Origin of the sequence: Sporanaerobium hydrogeniformans (assembly GCF_002735925.1) — a bacterium.
In the GTDB taxonomy this organism is placed as follows: Bacteria; Bacillota; Clostridia; order Lachnospirales; family Cellulosilyticaceae; genus Sporanaerobium; species Sporanaerobium hydrogeniformans.
Genome location: NZ_PEDL01000010.1, coordinates 1 through 22802, shown reverse-complemented (window position 1 = coordinate 22802; position 22802 = coordinate 1). Strand labels below are relative to the sequence as shown.

At 34.8% G+C, this 22802-nt stretch carries 16 protein-coding genes and 1 rRNA gene; all 17 read right to left on the bottom strand.

What is annotated here, in order from left to right:
* Positions 1-12: 12 nt before the first annotated feature.
* A complete protein-coding gene (locus CS063_RS10125; protein WP_099449588.1) occupies positions 13-1548 on the bottom strand; it encodes a sugar ABC transporter ATP-binding protein in 1536 nt (511 codons plus the stop codon).
* A 19-nt stretch (positions 1549-1567) separates the two neighbouring features.
* Complete coding sequence (locus tag CS063_RS10120; RefSeq protein WP_099449587.1) at positions 1568-2209, bottom strand: DUF2291 domain-containing protein; 642 nt, start codon at positions 2207-2209, stop codon at positions 1568-1570.
* A 122-nt stretch (positions 2210-2331) separates the two neighbouring features.
* Complete coding sequence (locus tag CS063_RS10115) at positions 2332-3177, bottom strand: D-ribose ABC transporter substrate-binding protein (RefSeq protein WP_308415486.1); 846 nt, start codon at positions 3175-3177, stop codon at positions 2332-2334.
* Positions 3178-3229: 52 nt separating this feature from the next.
* Complete coding sequence (locus CS063_RS17645; RefSeq protein ID WP_180270749.1) at positions 3230-3370, bottom strand: hypothetical protein; 141 nt, start codon at positions 3368-3370, stop codon at positions 3230-3232.
* A gap of 154 nt (positions 3371-3524) precedes the next feature.
* Positions 3525-5018 carry an FGGY-family carbohydrate kinase gene (locus CS063_RS10110; protein WP_099449665.1) on the bottom strand — a complete coding sequence of 498 codons (1494 nt, stop codon included), beginning with the start codon at positions 5016-5018 and terminating at the stop codon, positions 3525-3527.
* Complete coding sequence (locus tag CS063_RS10105; RefSeq protein ID WP_099449586.1) at positions 5008-5949, bottom strand: transketolase family protein; 942 nt, start codon at positions 5947-5949, stop codon at positions 5008-5010. Before CS063_RS10105 ends, CS063_RS10110 begins: the two co-directional genes overlap by 11 nt.
* Positions 5942-6766, bottom strand: coding sequence for a transketolase (locus CS063_RS10100; protein ID WP_099449585.1), 825 nt, complete (start codon positions 6764-6766; stop codon positions 5942-5944). Before CS063_RS10100 ends, CS063_RS10105 begins: the two co-directional genes overlap by 8 nt.
* Positions 6767-6779: 13 nt before the next feature.
* Positions 6780-8207, bottom strand: coding sequence for an L-fucose/L-arabinose isomerase family protein (locus tag CS063_RS10095; protein ID WP_099449584.1), 1428 nt, complete (start codon positions 8205-8207; stop codon positions 6780-6782).
* Between the two features lie 2 nt (positions 8208-8209).
* The gene (locus CS063_RS10090; protein ID WP_099449583.1) at positions 8210-9226 is read right to left on the bottom strand and encodes a LacI family DNA-binding transcriptional regulator; all 1017 of its coding nucleotides are present in this window, start codon (positions 9224-9226) and stop codon (positions 8210-8212) included.
* 399 nt (positions 9227-9625) lie between these two features.
* On the bottom strand, positions 9626-10669 hold the full coding sequence (locus CS063_RS10085; protein ID WP_099449582.1) for an NAD-dependent epimerase/dehydratase family protein: 1044 nt from the start codon (positions 10667-10669) through the stop codon (positions 9626-9628).
* Between the two features lie 231 nt (positions 10670-10900).
* Complete coding sequence (locus CS063_RS10080; RefSeq protein ID WP_099449581.1) at positions 10901-11428, bottom strand: 4'-phosphopantetheinyl transferase family protein; 528 nt, start codon at positions 11426-11428, stop codon at positions 10901-10903.
* Position 11429: 1 nt separating this feature from the next.
* Positions 11430-12176, bottom strand: a complete 747-nt coding sequence (locus CS063_RS10075; RefSeq protein WP_099449580.1) for a polysaccharide deacetylase family protein — start codon at positions 12174-12176, stop codon at positions 11430-11432.
* A gap of 27 nt (positions 12177-12203) precedes the next feature.
* The gene (locus CS063_RS10070) at positions 12204-17678 is read right to left on the bottom strand and encodes a non-ribosomal peptide synthetase/MFS transporter (protein ID WP_099449579.1); all 5475 of its coding nucleotides are present in this window, start codon (positions 17676-17678) and stop codon (positions 12204-12206) included.
* Between the two features lies 1 nt (position 17679).
* Complete coding sequence (locus CS063_RS10065) at positions 17680-19029, bottom strand: glycosyltransferase (protein WP_180270748.1); 1350 nt, start codon at positions 19027-19029, stop codon at positions 17680-17682.
* 8 nt (positions 19030-19037) lie between these two features.
* On the bottom strand, positions 19038-20345 hold the full coding sequence (locus tag CS063_RS10060; protein ID WP_099449577.1) for a glycosyltransferase: 1308 nt from the start codon (positions 20343-20345) through the stop codon (positions 19038-19040).
* The gene (locus CS063_RS10055) at positions 20338-22194 is read right to left on the bottom strand and encodes a non-ribosomal peptide synthetase (RefSeq protein ID WP_099449576.1); all 1857 of its coding nucleotides are present in this window, start codon (positions 22192-22194) and stop codon (positions 20338-20340) included. Before CS063_RS10055 ends, CS063_RS10060 begins: the two co-directional genes overlap by 8 nt.
* Before the next feature lie 416 nt (positions 22195-22610).
* A 23S ribosomal RNA gene (locus CS063_RS10050) occupies positions 22611-22802 on the bottom strand; the annotation flags it as partial.

Below are 22802 nucleotides of genomic sequence, written 5' to 3'. Positions count from 1 at the left end.
CTCCTTTTTTGACTATTGACCATGATGGCCTTTATAAGATTCTAGGACAAGCGTCTCTTCTTTAATCTCATCTCCCACTAATTCTCCCGTTTTAATCCCATTGGAAAGAACAATAACACGATCAGCTATAGAAATAATTTCTTTTAACTCAGAAGAAATAACAATAATCGAGAGCCCTTGTTCTGCATATTGGTTAATAATGTCAAATACTTCTGTTTTTGCACCAATATCAATGCCTCGACTAGGTTCGTCCATTAACAAAATTTTAGGCCTGGTTAAAATTCCTTTTCCAATGACTACTTTTTGTTGATTACCGCCACTTAAGGATAAAATAGGTAGCCTCTTATCCACTACTTTAATATGTATATCCTTGATTTGTGATTCTACATGCTTATCTTCTTTTGCAAAATCCACAAAACAGAATTTTTTATAATTCTTTAGTGCCGATAAGGAACAGTTTCTACCAATATCTAGCGTTTGAACAAGTCCCTCTCTCTGACGGTCTTCTGGAACCAAAGCAAATCCTCTATCAATTTGTTCAGCTATAGATTTAACCTCTATTTTTTTACCATCTAAGAAAAATTCACCGGTATGCTCAGGTCTTAATCCCATGATGCACTCAAATAATTCTGTACGTCCCGCACCCATTAATCCATATATCCCTAATATTTCTCCTTTTTTTAGGTCAAAGCTTATATCTTTTAGCAAATAACCTCCACCTTGCTTTGGCAAAGTTAATTTTTTAACTTCTAAAACACTTTCTTGCTTGCACCACTCAATGTTACGGTTTTTCTTAGGATAAGCCCTCTCTTCACCTGTCATTTGCTTTACAATCCAAGGTACATCAATGTCACTTACATCTGCATCAGCCACATATTTCCCATCACGCAGGATGGTTACATGATCTCCGATTTTCATAATTTCTTCTAGTCTATGTGATATATAAACGATGGAGATGCCTTGAGCGGTTAACTCACGCATAATTTTAAACAAAACTTGCACCTCTTGCTCTGACAAGGAAGACGTCGGCTCATCCATAATTAAAATTTTCAAATCGTCTTCTAGTAAATTACGTGCTATCTCTATCATTTGTTGTTGCCCTACTCGCAGCTCACTTACCAAAGTCTCTACAGGAATGGGATGTTCTAAGCGTTCCAATATCTTCTCTGCTTGTTCTTTATGATAGACGTTATCCACCCCTAAACCTTTCTTTTTTTCTCGTGCCATAAATAGATTTTGATAAACTGGAAGATTGGGAAATAGATTTAACTCTTGATGAATAATACCAATCCCATGTTTTCTAGCTTCAGAAGTATCTCTAAAGTGTACTTCTTCTTCACCCATATAAATTTTACCTTCACTTGGCTGCTCAATACCTGCAATAATTTTCATAAGTGTAGATTTTCCAGCCCCATTTTCACCAATTAATACATTTACTTTCCCTGTAAGAAGATCAAAGTCTACCTGATCAAGTGCTTTGGTACCTGGATATATTTTACTAACACCTTCTGCACGAAGGCATACCCCTTCTTTACATATCTTTTTCATTTCCGGTTAACCTCCGCATTTATTTTACTGTTAATTTTATAGGTGTAATTAACAATTCATCATTTCCACTTTCTGTAAAGCTTCCAATAAAATCAATAGTTTTTCCAATTAAATTTTCTGGCTTATTTGCTGTTATGACATTCGTATGAATCATTGTATGCAGTTCCTTAGAAATAGCTGCCCATTCTTCTTGATTGGTATAATCACCAAAGTTAATAATATCTAGTACATCTCTCGTAGAAGAGCCTTTATAAATACTCCCTATTTGAAGCTTAATGACTTCTTTCCCCTCATAACCAACTAGCTTAACTACCATATAGCCTGCTTTCTTTTCTTGATTAACTTCTTCTACAATACCTGTACCTTTCACAGCATAACTAATACTCCCACTTGTGCCCATAGAATATTTGCCATACTTGTCTGCTAAGGATTTTAAATCCCCATTGGCCTCTTTTAAAAATGAATTAAGATCCACAGCCTTTTCTTCAATATTAGCTTGTGCGCTTTCCCAAAGCTCTGTTACACTCTCACCTGCATCAAACTTTACCTTACCCGTTAATTTACCTTCTTCACCTATCTTTACAACTTTTACACATCCTGTTAGAGTAGTTGCCATTAGCACTAATGCTACAGCTACAGATAAATACATCCTTCTCTTCATTCTGTTCTCCTACCTATCATTTATTTTTTAAACACCTTGACTTTTATTTATTATTAATTTCTCTATGGACTAAGAAATTTCAGACAACAAAAAGCCCTCGCTCTCTGTTGTCTGAAAAATTGTTATTCCTTATACACAAAAGCTTTTAAATTATCTACATTATCAGCTGTAATAGCAAGACAATCTACTAATTGCTTTTCTGGTAAACCTGTGCTACCTTCTTTTAGATATTTATCCGCTTGCTCTACTGCCATCTCTGCAATGAGTGCACATTGTTGTAAGGCAGTACCTGTCATTTTTCCTTCTTTAATCAAAGCTGCTGCTTCATCAGAGCCATCTACACCAATAATTTTAATATCGCTTCTTCCAGCTGCTGCACAAGCTTCAGCTGCACCTACAGCCATTGTATCATTACCACAAATAATACCTGTAATATCTGGATTAGATTGAAGAATAGTTTCTGTTTTTTCATAACCTTGAGTTTGTTCCCAATTAGCTGTTTGAACTGCAACCATCTCAAAGGTATCATATTGATCAATCACTTCATGGAATGCTGCTGAACGCACACCTGCATTTGTATCAGTCTCCTTGCCTAATAACTCTGCATACTTCCCTTTTTCACCCATTGCTTCTACCCAAGCTTCTGCAATTGCTTTTGCTCCTTGATAGTTATTGGCTACAATTTGTGAGATAGCTACCCCTTCTTTATTGATTTCACGGTCAATAAGAAATGTAGGAATACCTGCATCTTTAGCCTTTTGAACAGCTTCTACTGTAACATCTGCCCCTGCATTGTCACAAATAATAGCAGCAGCTTTATCTGCGATTGCACTATCAAATAATTCAGCTTGTTTGGTTGGGTCGTCATCATGTGAAGCTGTCTTTACTTCATACCCTAATTCTTTTGCTTTAGCACTGGCTGCATCTGCCTCTGTTTTAAAGAATGGGTTGGAGTGTGAAGGTGTTATAATATAAATAAGATTAGATTTACTCGCTTCTGGAGTTTGAGGTGCCTTCTCTTCAACCTTTTTTTTCTGCTACTGTTTCTTTTGCTACTTCTCCCCCAGTTGTTTTTTCCTGCGCGGTAGAACCTCCACATCCTACTAATAACATGGAAATCATAACCGTACTCATTAATGTCCCTAGAACTTTTCTTAACATCTTTTATTCCTCCTCAATTAATATATAGTTTCTATAGGATTGCTTCTTAATTAGGAAACAATCCGGATTACGGGAAAACCCCGAAATACCCTTTTTTATACCCTTGGAGAAAGTCTTTATAGTCTAGTATCTTGTCTATATACAGCACATTAAGTTAGTTGTTTTTTGCCCTTATTAATACTGATTGCACTGCTTGTTGCCAACCTAAATATTTTTCTTTTCTTTCAGCAGTATTAAAGTAAGATGTAAATTGTGTTCTTTCAATATTATTAAAAATGGCATTTTTGTCATAAAGACCCAGCTCAGTGCCTGCCATGTAAGCTACACCTATAGCAGATAACTCTTCCCATTTAGGTACTTGTATCTTTAGGTCTAGGATATTACTTTGAAATTGCATCAGATATTGGTTCCGTGTAGGTCCTCCATCTACTCGCAGTTCTTGAATATCTATCTGAGCTTCTTCTTTCATCAGATAAATAATATCTGCTATTTGATAAGCAATACTCTCTAATGCTGCCTTCACTACTTCATTTTTTCCTGTTATACGTGTCATACCACTTATCTGGGCAGTTGCCTCACTGTTCCAATAAGGAGCTCCTAAACCTGTAAAGGCAGGAACAAGATAGGTTTTATCTGCTTCATTGGCTGCAAAAGCACAAGTCTCGGACTCCTTTGGTGAAGAAATAAGCTTAAGGTCTTCTGTCACCCATTTTAAAACTGCTCCTGTATAATTAATATTGCCTTCCAAAACGTATTCTGGCTTATCGCCTATTTTCCAAGCTAAAGAAGTAACTATTCCTTTTTTACTAAAAATAGGTTTTTCTCCAATGTTCATCATAATAGAGGAACCCGTTCCATAAGTTGCCTTTACCATACCTTTTTCCAAGCAACCTTGACCAAATAAAGCTCCATGAGAATCCCCTAGTACAGCATGAATAGGTATAGGTCTATCAAGATACCCCTCAAGGTCTGTTTCTCCGTAACTTGCATTCGAATTACAAACTTCTGGTAAAATAGCTGGATTTATCTTAAATAAACTTGCTATTTCTTCATCCCATTTAAGATCTAAAATATTAAATAGTTGAGTACGTGAAGCATTGGAGTAGTCTGTCTTAAAAACTTTACCTTTTGTAAGCCTATAGATCAAATAGCTGTCCATAGTCCCTGCACAAAGCTCCTCTATACTTTCTTCATTTGTTTCTAAGTATCTTAGTACCCAACTTATCTTAGCTGCTGAAAAATAGGGAGAAAGAGGAAGCCCTGTACGAGACTGAATACTTTCAGCTTGCCCTTGGTCAGCTATTTCTTTGCAAATAGCTTCACCCCGATTACACTGCCATACAATGGCATTATAACGTGACCTCCCAGAAAACTTATCCCATACTACAGCAGTTTCTCTTTGGTTGCTGAGTCCTATACCAACGATACTCTCTTTATTAACCTCTGCTTCATGTACCACTTGCTTCACACATTCAATTAAATTGTCATAAATTTCTTCCGGATTATGTTCAACCCATCCTCTATTATTGGTGATTTGTTTATGAGGTTTATCATATCTATGAGCAATATTACCCCCCTCATCAAATAATAGAGCCTTGGTCCCTGATGTACTTTGATCTATTGCTAATAGGTACTTTTTATTTTCCATCATTTATCAACTCCATAGCTGTTTCGATCAAGCCTTTTGCATTTAACCTATAATAGTCAAATACTTCTTGAGATTTTCCTGCCACAACCGCTTCATCTGGTAGTGCAAGATTCTTCACCTTAACAGGATAATGTTCTGCAACAACTTGGCTCACCATAGTGCCTAATCCCCCTATTGGAGAATGTTCCTCTATAGTAATAATTCTCTTAGTCTCTTTTGCTGCTTTGATAATCACTTCTTTATCCAGCGGTTTAAGGCAGTACATGTCAATAACCCTTACGTTAATTCCTTGCTTTTTTAACTCAAGTGCTGCATCCTGAGATGGCTTTACCATTTCACCACAAGCAATGATAGTTAAGTCATCTCCATCTGTTACTATAGAAGCTTTATCTAATTCAAAAGGAATACTACTTTCATCATAGACATCCTCTACCGGATTGCGTCCTACTCTTATGTAAGCTGGCTTCTCATCTTGACCAATTTGCTCAATTAGTTTCCTGGTCTGATGCCTGTCACTCGGTAAGTAAACCCTCATATTGGGGATAGCTGCAAGTGTGGCAATATCCTGCGCAGAGTGATGTGTCATACCAAGTGCCCCATAACTTATTCCACCACTGATACCAATGAGCTTTACATTGGTGTTGGAATAGGCTACATCTACCTTGCATTGCTCCATACTACGTGTTGATAAAAAACAGGCTGGAGAAGCCGCAAAAACCTTTTTTCCACATCTAGCAAGTCCTGCACTAATAGATACTAAACTCTGCTCTGCTATCCCCACTTCTACAAATTGTGAAGGATAGGTATTTGCAAACTTTTCTAGTGAAGCAGACCCTCTTGAATCGCTGCAAAGCACTATAACATCTTTATCTATTGCAGCTTTTTCTAGGAGCACTTCACAAATCACTTGACGATTAGGAATGTTATTCATTGGCAGCTCTTCTCCTTTCTTCTAGCTCTTCCAAGCCTTTTAGATATTCTTCTGCATTCGGTACCTTATGATGCCATTCTCTTTTTCCCTCTACAAAAGAGATGCCGTAACCTTTCGTTGTTTCAGCTATAATCATAGTGGGTTTACCTTTTACTTTTTTAGCTTCTTTAAAAGCATGATCCAAGGCATCATAGTTATTTCCATCAGTAGTAAGCACATGCCAGCCAAAGCTCCTCCAGCGTTCCTCTTGGCTGTCTTGCGTCATTACTTCTTCTGTTGTACCAGATATTTGCAGTCTATTTCTATCAATAACAGCAATCAGATTATCTAATTTATAATGACCTGCAGCCATAGCTCCTTCCCAAACAGAGCCTTCAGCCAGCTCACCATCTCCCATCACTACATAAACATTGTAAGGTAGGTGATCCATTTTACCAGCTATAGCCATACCTACACCCACTGATAAGCCGTGACCTAATGAACCTGAATTCATCTCAACTCCATTTACTTTATTATTGGGATGACCAATATATTTGGATTTAAACTGTGAAAAGGTTTCTAAGTCTTCCTTAGGAAAAAACCCTCTATCTGCAAGTACACTGTAATAGGCTTCTACGGAGTGTCCTTTACTCAAGATAAATCGGTCTCTTAGAGGACTATCTATTTCATCAGGCTCAATATTCATATGTTTATAGTAAAGGCTTACTAGAATATCACATACACTAAAATCTCCACCTACATGACCTGCTTTAGCCTTATAGATCATGTTCCAAATAGACTTTCTAATTTCAAATGATTTTGCCCTTAAATTCTGCATAATTCCCTCCTACTTAGATACTCCCTCTTAACCACGCTTTTATCTCGGGTTCTTTTGGATCAACGGGGTCTGGTCTAAGTCCTTTAATGTATTTACAAGCTTCATATAAAGCAGGTACTACATCCTCATGAATCCCGCTACAGTGATGGATATAAGGTCCTGTTACTAATTTATCTTCCCACTCAAGCCAATCATTTACTTCAACCCATACATACGTTCCTCTTGTAAATTTACCTTCAATTCCTCTTGCTTTTCCTAAAAATAATTGATACTCACCATGATCACCATCAAATCTGACAATCGTCATTTCACCACCTATAATTTCACCTTCGTGGGTACCTGGTGCATGGTCATCAAACAAGAAATGCTTATTAAAGCTTGTTTTACACTCACATTTTGTGAGACTTACTGGGAAATTGCCACAGTGGAACAAGAGCTCTCCATTCTCATTACTGGTATGTCTTACTGTAATATCTGCAAAAAAAGGAGACTTTTGATTCATGGTTGCCGCATAAGCCATAACAGATGAAATCGCACCGTGAATATCTGTTTCACAAGCAACTGGTATGCCTTCATCCGTTAAAAGTGCATTGGCAAGACAGGGCATGATCCCTAGACTTTCTTGAAGTGCTGACCAACACTGAATGGCTGCGCAGGTACAAAGTTCTTTATCAATGTAATAACGCATTGCCAGTTTAAGGGCTGCTACTCTCTTCACACTACTTTCATCAGCTGCCGAACAATCCACTAAGCCTTTAATTTTTTCTATCTCTTTTGCTAATGCTTCACTATTCGATGCTTCAATTTCTAATGTTTTTAGTTCAATTTCCTTTAAGCTAATAGGGTAGATTTGAATATTAAACTTTTCTAAAAGTTCCCCTTCATTACAAATAACTGACCAGAAATCAGCAGGACGTGTCGATATCTGTAGTATCCTAATGCTATTAAATGCTTTTACAACATTTGCTGCCTTTAAGAAGTTTTCGAAGCCCCGTTTAAAAATAGAATCTTCTATAGTTGTACTAGGAATGTATGTAAAAGAAACATTAAATCTTCTTAAAACTGAACCTGTCGCAAGCACACCGCATTGACTATCTCTCAATCTTGTACCATCCTCTAAAGGATCTTCATCTCTTGGAGCCCATAACAAAACAGGCTTTCCGACTTCTTTACACATTTTAGCTACTGTATCTTCTGTTCCAAAGTTACAATGTGGGACAAATACTGCATCTACTTTTTCTCTTATAAATTTATCTGCTATCTTATAAGCCATTTCAGTATCATTATATAAAAGTCCTTCTTCGTTCATGTCTTCAATATCTATGACTTCAATATCATACGTATCTATGTACTTTCTTATCATGTTTTTATATTTATGTGCATCTTCTTTACTAAAGGTAAATCTCCTAGTAGGTGCAAAACCTAATCTTAACTTATTCATACTCATCCTCCATTACTTTTTTTTAATTCACACACACTATCTCTTTCTATAAATTCTGTTCCTATTTCTGTTTTCGTGTTGATCCCTACACCATTTTGAATACGGTCAATTAATTTTCTAACAGCCAATCTCCCCATGTCCTGTTTAAATACCCTAACTGTCGTTAGACTAGGTGAAGATATATTACAAAAAGGTAAGTCATCAAAACCAATAACAGAAATATCTTGAGGGACCTTATATCCATGCTGCTTTAATGCTTTGATAGCAGCTAAAGCTATAATGTCATTATCCGCTACAAAAGCTGTTGGAAGCTTGGGTGATGTGCGTAAATAAGAATCCATATCCCTATAGGCACCTTCTGTAGTAGGTGTCAATTTCACTTGAAATTCCTCATTAATTGGTATTCTTCTTTGCAAAAGGGCACGCCTATAACCTTGAGCTCTATAGGTAAAATTTTTAATCCTTAATTGACTTTTTAAATAGCCAATCTCTCTATGTCCTTTCCCTATAAGGTACTCTACTGCAGCTGTTACAGAGTCTGTATTATTAATTAATACAGCATCAAATTTGCTCTTGGTATACCAGCTATCTACAATAACCAATGGACTCACTGCACGTTCAAAATCCTTGATGTCCTCCTCACTAAGCTCAGTAGCTAGTAGTAAAATACCTGATGCCCCATCATTTAAAATTCCTTCCAGTATGCTTTCATATTCCACACTAGATTGATCGAGCTTTTGGATAACTGTGCGATACCCACATTTCCTACTTTCCATTTCTACACCCTCTATTAGTGCTGAAAAGAAAGGCGTATCGGATATAATATCACCACTTTTCTTACAAATCACAAAGTTAATATTTGTGATTTTCCTTTCACTAAGGTAACCATGCGCCTTAGCAACCTTCAAAATTTTTTCTGCAGTTTCTTTGTTAACACCCTTCTTACCGTTTAGTGCATTTGAAACGGTTGCTATAGAAAATCCTGTAATTTGACTAATTTGTCTTATGCTTGTTTTCAAAATTTTATATCTCCTTTGTAATTAAATTATATTCTATTCTTTAAATTATAAACAACTGTTAACATATAATATTTAAATTATATTATACTTTTTGTTTATTTTGTATATTTTTATATTTAAAGTTCAAATTAATAAAACTTTTTACCTCTATTTATTGGTTATTTTTTATATTCCACTTTATATAAACGTTTATATAAAATTTTATATATATTTTTACATGTTTTTAGGAATTACACATATAAAAAAAGTGCTATAAAATTAGCTTCCTAACCTTATAACACTCTTTTATCTATTTATATTTTATTATTTTTACCTGCTATATATTTTTTTAATCTCTATTTCTTATGAAGCTCTTATTTCCAAATAACCTTATTCCTTATTTTAAAAAAGAGATTGGTACTACATTAGCTGGGTACATTGCTTTTTATTTGCCAAAGTATTTTTTGCTTCTTCTAATACCTCTATAACATAATTACACCATGCATCAAATGCCTGATCTTCTTTTTGACACTCTTCATGAGTAAGTACATAGTCAATGGTTTCTTTAATACCTTCTTCAAAATGTTTAGTTGCCACAAAATCAGGTACTAATCGCTTTAATTTACTATTATCAAATACAACGGAGTTGGCTTTATCCCCTATTAATCCACCTATAAAATCATACTTACTTACTGCTGCTAAAAATTCAGAAGCTACATGATAAGCATGTAGTTCCACTCCTAAAGCATTTGCAATGCACTGATAAATTTGATTCCATGTCAAGGTTTCATCGGATGTAATGTGTATAGTTTCTCCAATTGCACGGAAATTTCCCATAAGTCCTATAAAGCCTTTAGCAAAATCACACGCATGTGTCATCGTCCAAAGTGAGGTCCCATCTCCATGAATAATAACTGGCTTTCCTTCAAGTATCCTTTTAATAACTTGCCAGCTTCCTTTTTCTCCTCGCACCCCAACTGGTACCGAACGTTCATCATAAGTATGGCTTGGACGGATAATCGTTACTGGAAATCCTTCATTACGGTATAATTTTATCAAATAGTCTTCACAAGCTATCTTGTTTCTAGAGTATTCCCAATAAGGATTAGAAACAGGTGTTGCTTCTGTAATCCTATAATCATTTAATGGTTTTTGATAAGCAGATGCAGAACTTATGTACATAAATTGCTTGGTTTTACCCTTAAATAAACGATAATCTCTTTCTATATGTTCTGGCAAATAACCAATAAAATCAGCTACTACATCAAATTGTAAGCCTTCTATTTTTTTTGCTATCTCAGCCTCCTTATTAATATCTCCTTTTATAAAAGTAACTTTATCTGCAAATTCCTCACTACGTGAACCACGATTAATCAAATAAAGCTCAATCTTTGGATTCTTAATTAATTCCCTAGTAATCCCTGCACTAATAGTACCCGTACCCCCAATAAAAAGTATTTTCATCCTACTTACCGCCTCCACACTTTCTATTTTATTTTCCTATACTACTAGCATACCATTTTCTCTTTGAGCATACAATTATATACAAAAAGACCTTAATAAAAAAGCTCTACTTGCTTTATTTTTATTTTTTGTATAGGTTTCTTAGTGCATACTGCCAGTTCATATCCTTCTATCTGTTTGCTTTTCTTATAATACCTTTTTGTAGATTTCTGATTATTAAATAAGGCTACTTCATTTTTTTTTCTCATTAATGTTTATCTGAGAAAAAGGTATTGATAATCCCCTTCCTAAGCCTTTCGTATAACTTTCTTTAATAGTCCACATTTCATAGAGTTTTGCTTGATAATTACTTATCCTTTTTGAGTAAAATATCTTATATTCCTCTTGATTACAGATTATCTTAATCATATCAAGATCTATCTCTTCAACCTTCTCAATATCTATACCCATTTCACTTTTATCTATAGCACATACCACCCATTCATGGGAATGACTAATATTAAAATAGCAGTATTTATATCCTGATATATATGGTTTACCATAAGTATTATAGACTATCTCAAGTTGTTTAGGTTCTAAGCCAAATTCTTGATATAGCCCATATTGCATTAATAAATCACCTGCTAATAGCCTTAATTGATCCTCTTTCTTTCTCAGCCTTACAAGTCGCTTTCTTTTTGCTGGCATAAGTTGCTCTTTATATTTTTCTATTATTTCATCAGCCTTATGGAAAGATAAATAAATCCCATAAATCTCCATATTAGTGCCTCATATCCTTAGTATATTTTTTAAAATTAATACCCTTATCTAAGAATGCTTTAATAATAGGTTCAAAAAATTCCAGAGTCTGATCATGATCATGGACTACAATAATTTCATTTGATTTTTTATTATTAAGCCCCATCCAACGTTCAGGTAAATCTATTTCCATAAGCTCCAATATATCTTCTAATGTTTTTATGCCATAAGGTGGTCTTTCTTGAAAAATACACCATTCCATTGCATCATAAGTCCAGTACCAATCAATGTGCTTCTTTTCTTTTAGCCTTTGAAAATACCCATAATGAATATCTTTAAACTCCAAGGTTTGATACCCTAATTCTTTTAAAAAACCTTGAATAGCTTCAACTCTCTTCTTTTCTTCAAAACTATAATCTAAATCATAAAATGCTTTTTCAACTCCCTTATCACCATAAGGAAATCTAAATGCTTTAATAGGTCGTTCCACCCCAGCTTCTTTATAAAGCGCTTCAATAATTTCATCTGTTCGTTTTATTTGCTGATAACATTCTTCCAACACTACAGCAGAAAAATGAGGATGGTTATAGGAATGATTACCTATAACCCCTCCATTTTTTATGGTATAGATAGCTTCTTCTTCCCTCTTTAAAAGATACTCTCCCGAACTAAACCAAATAGCTTGAATGTCATATTTTTTCAAAATATCTACTCGCTCTTTTCTAAATGCTGAAGGCCCATCATCTATGGTAAGATATGCCTTTTTCATAGCATTTCCCCCTTTATCTTTTTACTCTTAGCTCACTGCACGATCAATACTTGCCTGAATCTTATCTTTATCTTTATAAATAACAGGTCCTGGAATAGCATCTGGTAAATAATCTTCCATATTGCGTAGCGGCTTATAATTAAATCCTAAAATGCTCCAAATAAATAATACTAAGCCTACACTAACAAATAAAAGCCCCATCCCTCTAGTATCTCCCGTTCCTATTATCAGTTTAATGCTCTCTACAATAGGCGATTTACTCATCATCATAGGCTCAAATATTTTTTCACATAAAGGTGCTGCTAATAAAAATGCCATAGGTCTAAAGACAGATACTAACATTTGATTAATGGAAAAGACCCTTCCTTGTAATTCTAATCCTACTTTGGTTTGAATCATAATCTGCCAATGTGTATCTACAAAAGCTATAGATATCCCAAATAAAAATAGTCCTATTCCAAGTAATAAAGCAGATGGCCTAATTCCCATTATTATAATAGAAACTCCACTAAGTATTAAAAATCCAACCATACCATTAGCTCTTCTTTTAGTTCCCCCCCATAAACTCATAATAATAGATCCTAACACAACTCCAGCAGCATTAGCTCCTAATACAAAGCCTAGCCCTTTTACTGTAGATAGTGCAATAGCTAATGGGGTAAAAAGCACCGTAACTAAACTCATTAGAAAGTTAGCAACTACAAAGAATGCTACCATTACTACTAAACTATATCTTTTCATAATATAGTACCAGCCACCAATAAGCTCTTTGATAAATGGTTCTTCTCGCTTCTTGAAACTCCTATTAGGGAACTTTATACAAAGAAGTGTGCCTACTGTAGCAAAACAAGTAATGAAATCCATAAACAATACGCCTTTCATACCTAATAAATAAAGTGCTCCTGCTCCCAAAATAGGTCCTAGCATTTGTCCTCCAGATGTAACAAACTGCAAAATTCCATTTGCCTGACCTAAGTAACGCTTGGGCACAAGAATAGGAATGGCTGATAAAAAAGCTGGGCTTTGAAATGCACCACCTGTAGATGAAACAACAACTGCCAAACAAATATGCCATACTTCCAATCTGCCTAAGCTATACATGACCAATACAAGCAGGGTTCCTAAAACAGAACATAAATCACCTAATATCATAATTTTTCTCTTATCATAGTAGTCTGCTACAACACCTGCTAAAGGAGCAAAAATAATACTTGGAACCAATGCACATACAGAGATAGCACTAAAGTTGCCTATTGAACCTGTCTGATTATAAATCCAAATACCAGTAGCAAAGCTAGACAGATTTGATCCTAAGATAGAGATAACTTGTCCCAAAATAATAATGAAGAAAAGTTTCATACTTCCTTCGTCTTTTATGCTTTTCTTTCCTCCCTCTATTAGTTCAAAGGAAGTTTTTTCTTCTTTCTTATTTTTAACAACTAGAAGTCTTTCATCTTCCATGTATTGCATTATTTTTTCAGTCATAATACCACATAGTTGTTTAGGTTGGTGTTTCTGAAAAAAGTGTCCTGCTTCTTTAATTACATTCAAACTCACCTGATCGCTGTATCGCTCCCATTCATGGTATCTTTCCTGATAGTACTCTGTACTACGATCCTGTTCTCCTATAATACAACAGATAGGTACATCTACTTTTTCAAACGTTGAATCATAGTAAGTTTTAGAGAAAAAATCTTCTCCTAATCTTACTTCATGTCTAATGCCTGCAATAAGAAAATTCTCCTCCTCTACATTTCCCATATCATCTTCATTACCAAGACTTCTTAGAGTTTCTCTATAGACGCGATTAGACATCCATCTATCTGCTGGGAAAAGTTTTGACCACCATTCACTTATTTTTCCTGGAAGCCTTGGCGAGGGAAAATTAGCCGCTTCAAATAGTGTTACTACTTTTATGCCCTGCTTCCTCAATTCATAGGCAAGAAGCAGTCCCCAAGCTCCTGCTATACATTGTGCATAAATACTGATGGGTCCTTGTACTTTCTCCTGAATTTCGGTAACACATTCATGTACAATGCTCTCTATAGTACCTCCTATATCCTCTGGTTTTGAAAAGTCTCGCCCCGGCATGCGAACACCGTATAAAGCACAATTTTCAGGTAGCTCATTAGCTAGTGGCTGAAAGGAAATAGCACTTCCTGCAGCAAAAGGAAAACAAATATAATTCATTAAGATGTTCTTTTGAGTATTAGGTGTCAATTTTATCAAACGCCCTTCTTCTTCTTGAACTTCTCCCAAAAGACGATGACTTAGCTCTCTTATAGTAGGAAACTTAAAGAGGTCAATAACACTAACATTCTTTCCTATTTTTCTAGTTATCTTAATAGCTTTAAATGATTCCCCTCCTAAGTCAAAAAAATTATCATCTATTCCAACCTTTTTGATTCCTAAGACTTCACACCATATAGTTGCTAACTTTTCCTCCCACTCATTTCTAGGTGCCACATAAGCTTCACTTTCTTCTTGGCTTCTATCTGGTATAGGAAGTGCTTTGTAGTCAATTTTACCGTTAGCATTAATAGGTATACTTTTTAGAACTACAAAAGAATTTGGTACCATATAATCTGGCAACTTATTTTTTAAGTACTTTCTTAAAACTGTTGTATTAAAGGTTAATAACTCTTTATGTAAGGTTATATAGACAATTAGTCTACTGCTTCCATCCTTTTCTGTAGCCACCTGTGCTATAGCTTCTTGTACTGCTTCATGCTCCTGAGTGACTCTTTCAATAGCACCTAACTCTACTCGATAACCTCTTATTTTAATCTGCCTATCTGCCCTTCCAACAAATTCAATACTACCATCCTCTAGACATCTTACCAAGTCACCACTTTTATATAACTTTCTTTTTCCTTCACTATCAAAAGGATCATATAGAAATCTCTCTCTTGTCAAGTCCTCCCTCTCCAAATATCCTTCAGATACCCCTTCTCCCCCAATATAAAGTTCTCCAATCACCCCAAATGGTACGAGCTGTTTATTTTCATCTAGTACATAAACATAACTATTTTCTAAAGGAGTTCCTAGTGGGATGGGGTATCCTTCTCTTACCTTATCTTTCTTTACCTCATAAGCCAAAACAGATACTGTTGTTTCTGTTGGTCCATAGTTATTAAATACTCTACAATTAGGATTATATTCCCATACCTTTTTAGGTATCTCTTGCCTTAAAGTTTCTCCTGCAAAGATAATCATCTTTCTAGGCACTATACTTTTGGCATCTTTTCCTACTTGGAGTGCTTCATAATGACTAGGAACCATCTTAATGACATCTATAGGATGAACCTTAAAATAAGCAGCTAGCCAATCAGGGTCAGTAGCTCGTTCATAAGCAATAACATGAACACATCCTCCAGTTAGAAGGGGAGCAAAGATATTAAAACTACCTAAATCTGCAGCAAAGGTAGTAACAATTGCAAAGCTAAGAGGTTCATTCATTTCTAACCTTTTAGTAATTGCTTTTATATAGCTCACATAATTTCTATGCTTAATCATTACACCTTTAGGTTCACCTGTTGAACCAGATGTAAAAAGTATATACATCAGTGCTTCACCAGATAACTCTAAGTCAGGATTTTTCATCCCATTATTTCCTTCTAATAAAGTATCTATGCCTACTAATTGTATTTTATCCATTTCAGGAAAACTAGCTAGTAAATGTCTTTGAGTAAGTATATGCCTAGTTCTAGCTCTCTCTATAATACTGCTAATACGGTTTGCAGGATAAGTAGGGTCTAATGGTACATAAGCTCCACCTGCTTTTAATACTCCTAGCATAGCTATAATCATTTCTATAGAACGATCCATAAAGAGACCTATTTTAGTACCTGGTGTTATACCTAAATCTAACAAATAATGGGCTACTTTATTAGCATTCTGATTTAATTCTTCATAACTTACTTCTTTCCCCTCAAAATAAACCGCTGTATGTTTGGGCGCTTTGTTTACCTGCTCTTCAAATAGGCGGTGTATAACTATACTGGAATCTACTGATATCATTTGCCTTTTCCCCCTACTTAACAGGCATTCTCTTTCGATGCTTGTTAATAAAGGCATTTTATCAATTGTTCTTGTACTATCTTCCACTATACTATTAAGTAGGGTAATATAATGTTGCCCTAAACGTTGTATAGTAGACTCTCTAAATAAATCTGTACAATATTCAAAGTTAAAGTGAATACTATCTTCTTCTTCCCATGCAAATAGATTTAAATCAGTAGTTGCTTTACTTCCTCCTAGTCCATACATCTGACTATTTAATTCTTTCATCTCAGAGTGATCTCCTGCTGCACTTAAATAATTAAACATAACTTGGTAAATAGCTGTACGGCTTAAGTCTCGTTTTAAATGTAATGCTTCTACCACCTTTTCAAAGGGTACCTCTTGATTCTTATACATAGCAAGCGTTTCATCTTTTACACGTAACAAATAGTCTTTAAAGGATGGTTTATCACCAATATAGGTGTTAAAGGTTAAATTATTAATAAAGAAGCCTATTATTTCCTCAGTCTCTGGGGTTGGTCTAGAGCTAGCAGTCGTTCCTACTACTATTCGTTCTTGATGAGTATAATGATAAAGGAGAATTTGAAAAGCAGAAAGTAGTACCATAAATGTTGTACAATCATTTTCACTTGCCAACTTTTTTATTTGTTTTGCTAATTGGGGAGAACTATTAAAGCTATGGGCTGCCCCCCTAGCTGTTCGTATAGGTGGTCTGTTAAAATCTGTTGGTAACTTTATATCCTCGATATAATCTTTTAACTTACTGACCCAATAGTCAAGTTGTTTTGACAACTTTTTGCTGGTCATGTTTTTCTGTTGCCACAAAGCAAAATCACCATATTGCACTTTAAGAGGAGCTAAAGGAATTACGTCTTTTGATTGACATTTACTTTGATAGATAACTTGAAATTCTCTCCTTAAAATACTTAGGGACCATGAATCAATTACACTATGATGTGCTACTATAACTAAAATATGTATATTTTCTTGTTTTTTTATCAATAAAAATTGTATAAGAGGACCTTTTTCCAAATCAAATATACAATTAGTAGCTTTCTTTACCTCTTGATCAATAATTAAATCTTTTTCTTTACCTTCTTCCATTGGAGAAAAATCTAGGTATTCAAAAGCTGATTTTTTATGAGGATGAACAACTTGCATAGGTTCACCTTCAATTTCTCTAAAAGTAGTCCTAAGTACCTCATGTCTTGAAACAATTTCATCAAATGCTTCACGGCAGTGAACTAAACTAAATTTTCCTTTTATAATATAAGCTTCTGGCACATTATACTCAATACTATTAGGTTTTAGTTGGTACATGAACCATATCCTTCGTTGAGAAAAAGAGGCAGGAAAGATATTTTCTCCTGGTTTTCGGCAAACACAAGAAATATCCTGTAAAGCTTGTTTTTTCTTATTCTTTTCAATAAGCATACGCCTTTGCTGTAAAGATAAAACTCTTTTTTCTTGCTCTTCCACGTCAGCATCCCCCCCTATTTCTTATATGGAATAAAAGTTTCATTTTTTGCTCTTTTGTTAGATCTTTAAAAATTTTATTTTTTTTACTCCTTTCTTCTTCCTCTTTTTCTCCTAATTCATAATCATAGCCATTATAATCATGGTTAAATCTATAGATATATTGGGGTTCTTTCATTAGGCTTTCCACCTTATCAGCTGCAATAGATACCCCATTATTTTGCTTCATTTTTCCTGCATATATAAGGCATCTTTCTTTTATCTCTGGTACCATCAACTCCTTTACAGCCTTAGCAATAGTTTCTGGCTTCCACTTAGGTCTATAAAGATAATTGCCTACTCCGAGTTCTTTTATTAAAGCAGCATTATAAGGCCTATCCACAAAACAAGGTAGGATTAATTGGGGAACCCCTCCTCTAAGAGCTCCTGATAATGTCCCCATCCCCCCATGATGAATCAAACCTCCTAAATAAGGCATAATTTCATCTAAGGGCAAATAGGAATACCACCTCACATTAGCTGGTAATTCTTCTGGAAGTAATTCTTTATATCTGCTTAAGACAATGGTTGGTTTATTTAAAAGCTCAGCTGCCGCTATACTCATTGGATAAAAAAGTGGATCAATAAGCTTTGTAGTACCTCCTGAAATAAGTAAAGGCTTCTCATGTTCCTTAAGCCATATCTTGAAATCTTCAGGTATCTCTCTTTTTATAGCTTCCTTTCCTTCTTCAATAGGAAAACCTATCGTTTCTATAGGACGAGGCCAATTTTGTTCTGGCTTAGCATACCAGCTTGGCCAAAAAGCAAGAGTCATACTAGGGCTGCTCTCCCATTGTAGCCAACTTTTAATAGGAGGTAATCCTATCTCTTCTCTTAATTTATTACAAAGAGGTATATCTTTTTTTCCATAAAGTCTATCAAAAGAAATCATACTTACTACTTCTGTTGGGTTCATCATTACAGAGGCTAATGGTAATTCATACTTCTCAGCAACCATATGAGCTGCTATACTTGACCTATTCTTACATAAAATAACTGTATTTTCTTCTTTACAGTATTTCAAGATCTTGTCATATTCTTTCATCCTAACTTCAAAGCTTTCATGCTTTTTTTTAAAATCCTCATTGTTTATCCCTAATACAATCCCACCATTCATTTCTTCTACTAACTGTTTGTACTCTTCTGGTGTATCCCATGGTTCAAAGTCTAAGCCTGCCTCTTTAGCCATTTTCTCAAAATGACAATGTGTAAGGAGTGTTACCTTATGTCCTCTATCTCTAAGCACTTTTCCAATTCTTACAAATGGAATAACATCTCCATCTAACCAATGTGTAACGATCACAACATTTCCCATAGTTCTCATCACTCCTTTCTTTTTCTTTTAATAATGGCAAGTAACTGCTCACGTCTGTTGTCTTCTTGTAAAACTTCTTTCTTTTTAACTAGCTGTACTTTTTCTAATGGTTCCTGTATTATTCCTTCATAGGGCTTTATCTCATTAATCAACTTCACCCAACGTCTTTGCTTATATATTTCTTCATTCTGTTCTTGATAATATCTGCATTTTTCTATAACCTCTGGTTGTAAAGAAGTTACAATAGCTTCAGCTATTAAGTCACTATCCCATCTTGCTTTAGCAAAGGATTTTGCTATACCTAATTTAACAAGTCTTTCGGCATTATCTGGTCCATCTGTCAAATGCGGCATAATAATTTGTGGAATTCCTGCACTAATGGCCTCATTTAGTGTTCCCATTCCTCCATGATGAATAATGATATTTACTCTCCTCATAAGACTTACTAAATGTATTTGTTTTACCCATAGAATAGGACTTGGTAAATCCTTTGGTACAAGCCTTTCATATTTCGTAACTAATATGCCCCTAAAACCTGCCTGCTCACATGCCTTAACCGCCACTTCATAAAACCTAGGACTTACCATCTCACTGCTTCCCCCAGAAATTAAAACAATAGGTTCAGTAGTTTCTAATAGCCTTTCAATTGTTGGATCAAATAATTCATTTTCATCTATCTCTTGCTCAAAGAATCCTATAGTTGATACACCTTGAGGCCAATCTTCAGTTTTACTAGCAAACCATTCCGGCCAAATCCCCCACATGGATTTAGGACTATATAGCCAGTTTTTCCAACTTTTTATCTGTGGTAAGTCTAACTGCATTCTAACTTTATTAATTTCTTTTATTAACTCTTGTCCAAATATTTTGTCATGTAGATCCATATGTGAAAAGTAATTAGGTGCAAGTACTACAGATGCATAAGGTAATTTTAACTTTTCTGCTACCAATAAACCTGATACACTTGAACGGTGCCTAGCTAGGATAATGGTTTCAGGCTTATTACAATAGGGTACTATCTTTTCATATTCAGCTAATAACCTTTCTTTGCCATGATATTTAAGCTGAAATTCTATACATTCTTCTCTCTTATTGATAGGATCTGCTAATTGGTATAACTCTTCATTCATTTGCTTATAAAGTTCTGGGTTATCAAGAGCCACAAAGTCTAATTTTTTTTCTTTAGCCTGCAACTCATATTCACAGTGAGTAAATAAGGTGACCTCATGTCCTTCATTCTTGAGATGATAACCTAGCTTAATAAACGGAATGACGTCTCCCCCTGTCCAATGGGTGACTAAGATAATATTAGCCATTCTCCTCCTCCTCTGCTACTTCACTTAATAATTCTTCCAATTCTTCTTCAGAAAGATTACTTAGTAAATTATCTTCCACTATTCTTGCCATATCTTCTATAGTGAGCTTAGAAGACAAGATATCTAGTAATGTTAGAGTTGTTCCAAAGGACTTATTCATACGAATAATAAGGCGATTAGCCATTAATGAGTGACCACCCAGCTCTAAAAAGTTTTCTTTAATCCCTATTCCCTCTATATCCAACAATTCTTCCCACAAATTAGCTATTTCTTGCTCAAATTCTGTTCTAGGCGCAACATAATCATTTGTTTCTATACTCTGTACCTCCTGATTCATAAGTGCTTTGCGATCAATCTTACCGTTACTCGTTTGGGGGAATTCTTCTAATGCTATAATGAAGTTAGGAATCATATAAGGTGGCAATAACTTTTCTAAGTTATGCCTTACCTCAAGAGTATTTAATGAATTATTTATTAATCCCTTAACATAAGCACACAATCTAGTATCTTTGTCCTTTGTAACTGCTACTACAACAGCTTGACTTACTCCAGGTTGCATCAGTATGGCTTTTTCAATTTCACCAAGTTCAATACGAAAACCTCTTATTTTAACCTGAAAATCCTTTCTACCAATATAAGCCAGTGTTTCTTTATCTACACGCTTAATAATATCTCCTGTTTTATATATGCGTTCTTGCTCTTCTCCAAAAGGATTTTGTATAAAACTTTCTCTTGTTAGTTCTTCATTATTTAAATAACCTTTAGCCACACCAACTCCACCAATATAAAGTTCCCCCTCTTCACCTACTTCTATAGGATTCATTTTTTCATCTAATACATACAATGTTGTTTGGTCAATTGGCTGACCTAGTGGTATAAAGGTATTCTCACTAGTTATTTTTGCTATAGTAGAATAAATGGTAGTTTCAGTAGGACCATAAACATTCCATAGTGATTTAATTTCGTCTTCCATTAATTTCTTAGCTAACTGAATATTCCAAGCTTCTCCACCTACTACTATGCTTAGTCTCTGATTACCTTTCCAGCCTGCATCTAAAAGCATATATAATGTAGACGGTGTAGGCTGCATAAGCGTAATACCTTCTTCATCTATTAAAGCCTTAAGCTTCATGCCATCTTTTACTTCTTCACTCCCAACAAATATTAAAGTTGCTCCACTTATTAAAGGCAGAAATATTTCAGAAACTGAAACATCAAATGTAATAGTTATTGTTGCAAGTGCTCTTTCATCACCTGACAAGTCAAGTGTCTCTCTCATACATAATAAGTAATTCGCTACACCCTCATGCCTTATAGCAACTCCTTTAGGTTTTCCTGTAGAACCAGAAGTAAAAATAACATACGCTAAATCACTCTCTTTATAATTTATATCTAAATTTTCACAACACCCTTTTTCAATAACTTCCCATTTTTGATCTATACATATCTTTTGCAGGCCTTCATGAGTAACATCACCTTCTAATTCAGTATGTGTCATAAGCCACTTCATAGCTGATTTTTTGATAATATAGTTATTTCTTTCTTGTGGGTGGGTAGGATCAAGAGGTACATAAACAGCTCCAGCCTTTAATATTCCTAGTAATACAACAATCATTTGTTCTGATCTTTCAAGATATATTCCTACTAGCTCTCCATTCTTAACCCCTATACTTCTCAAATAATGTGCCACTTGATTACCCTTCTGATTAAGTTCTTTATATGTGAAGGTTTTATCCCTAAACTTTAGTGCCATTTTATTTTGATTTTCTATAGCTTGCTTCTCAAAAAGTCTTACAACTGTAAGATTCTTAGTGTCTCTTTTTTTTCCATTTAATACATGATTTATCATCGTAATATCCCCCTTTTATTTACAAAAATGAATTTATTTTCTATTATATAAATAACTCAATAAATTGTATATAATTTTTATACTATTCAGCAAATAATTCTACCATTTATTGCATAATTTTTCACTTTTTTCTTTTTTTGACATTATCAACAACAAAAAAGTAACCAAATCATACGTAACCGACAGCTTTTATTAGTTGATAAATAGTAAAAATAGACAAAAAGATAAATTATAATAAATCAAATGAATACCTTTATATCAATCATAGGTAGATATCTGAAAATAAAAAACACAAAAAGCCTTATTCAAAAAGCAGTTTTTCTGCTTTTAATAAGGCTTTTTTCACTTATACTCTCAAAAACAAATACTACGACATACTTTGTTTTAACCGTTGTGATGGTCATACCATCCTATTTTAGGTCAAACCCTCGAACCGTTAGTACTTAGTACCTACATGCATTACTGCACTTACAGCCTAAGCCTATCTACCTCATAGTCTCTAAGGGGTCTTACTTCCTTTCGGAATGGGAAGTCTTATCTTGAGGGGGGCTTCACGCTTAGATGCCTTCAGCGTTTATCCCTTCCAGACTTGGCTTCTCTGCTATGCC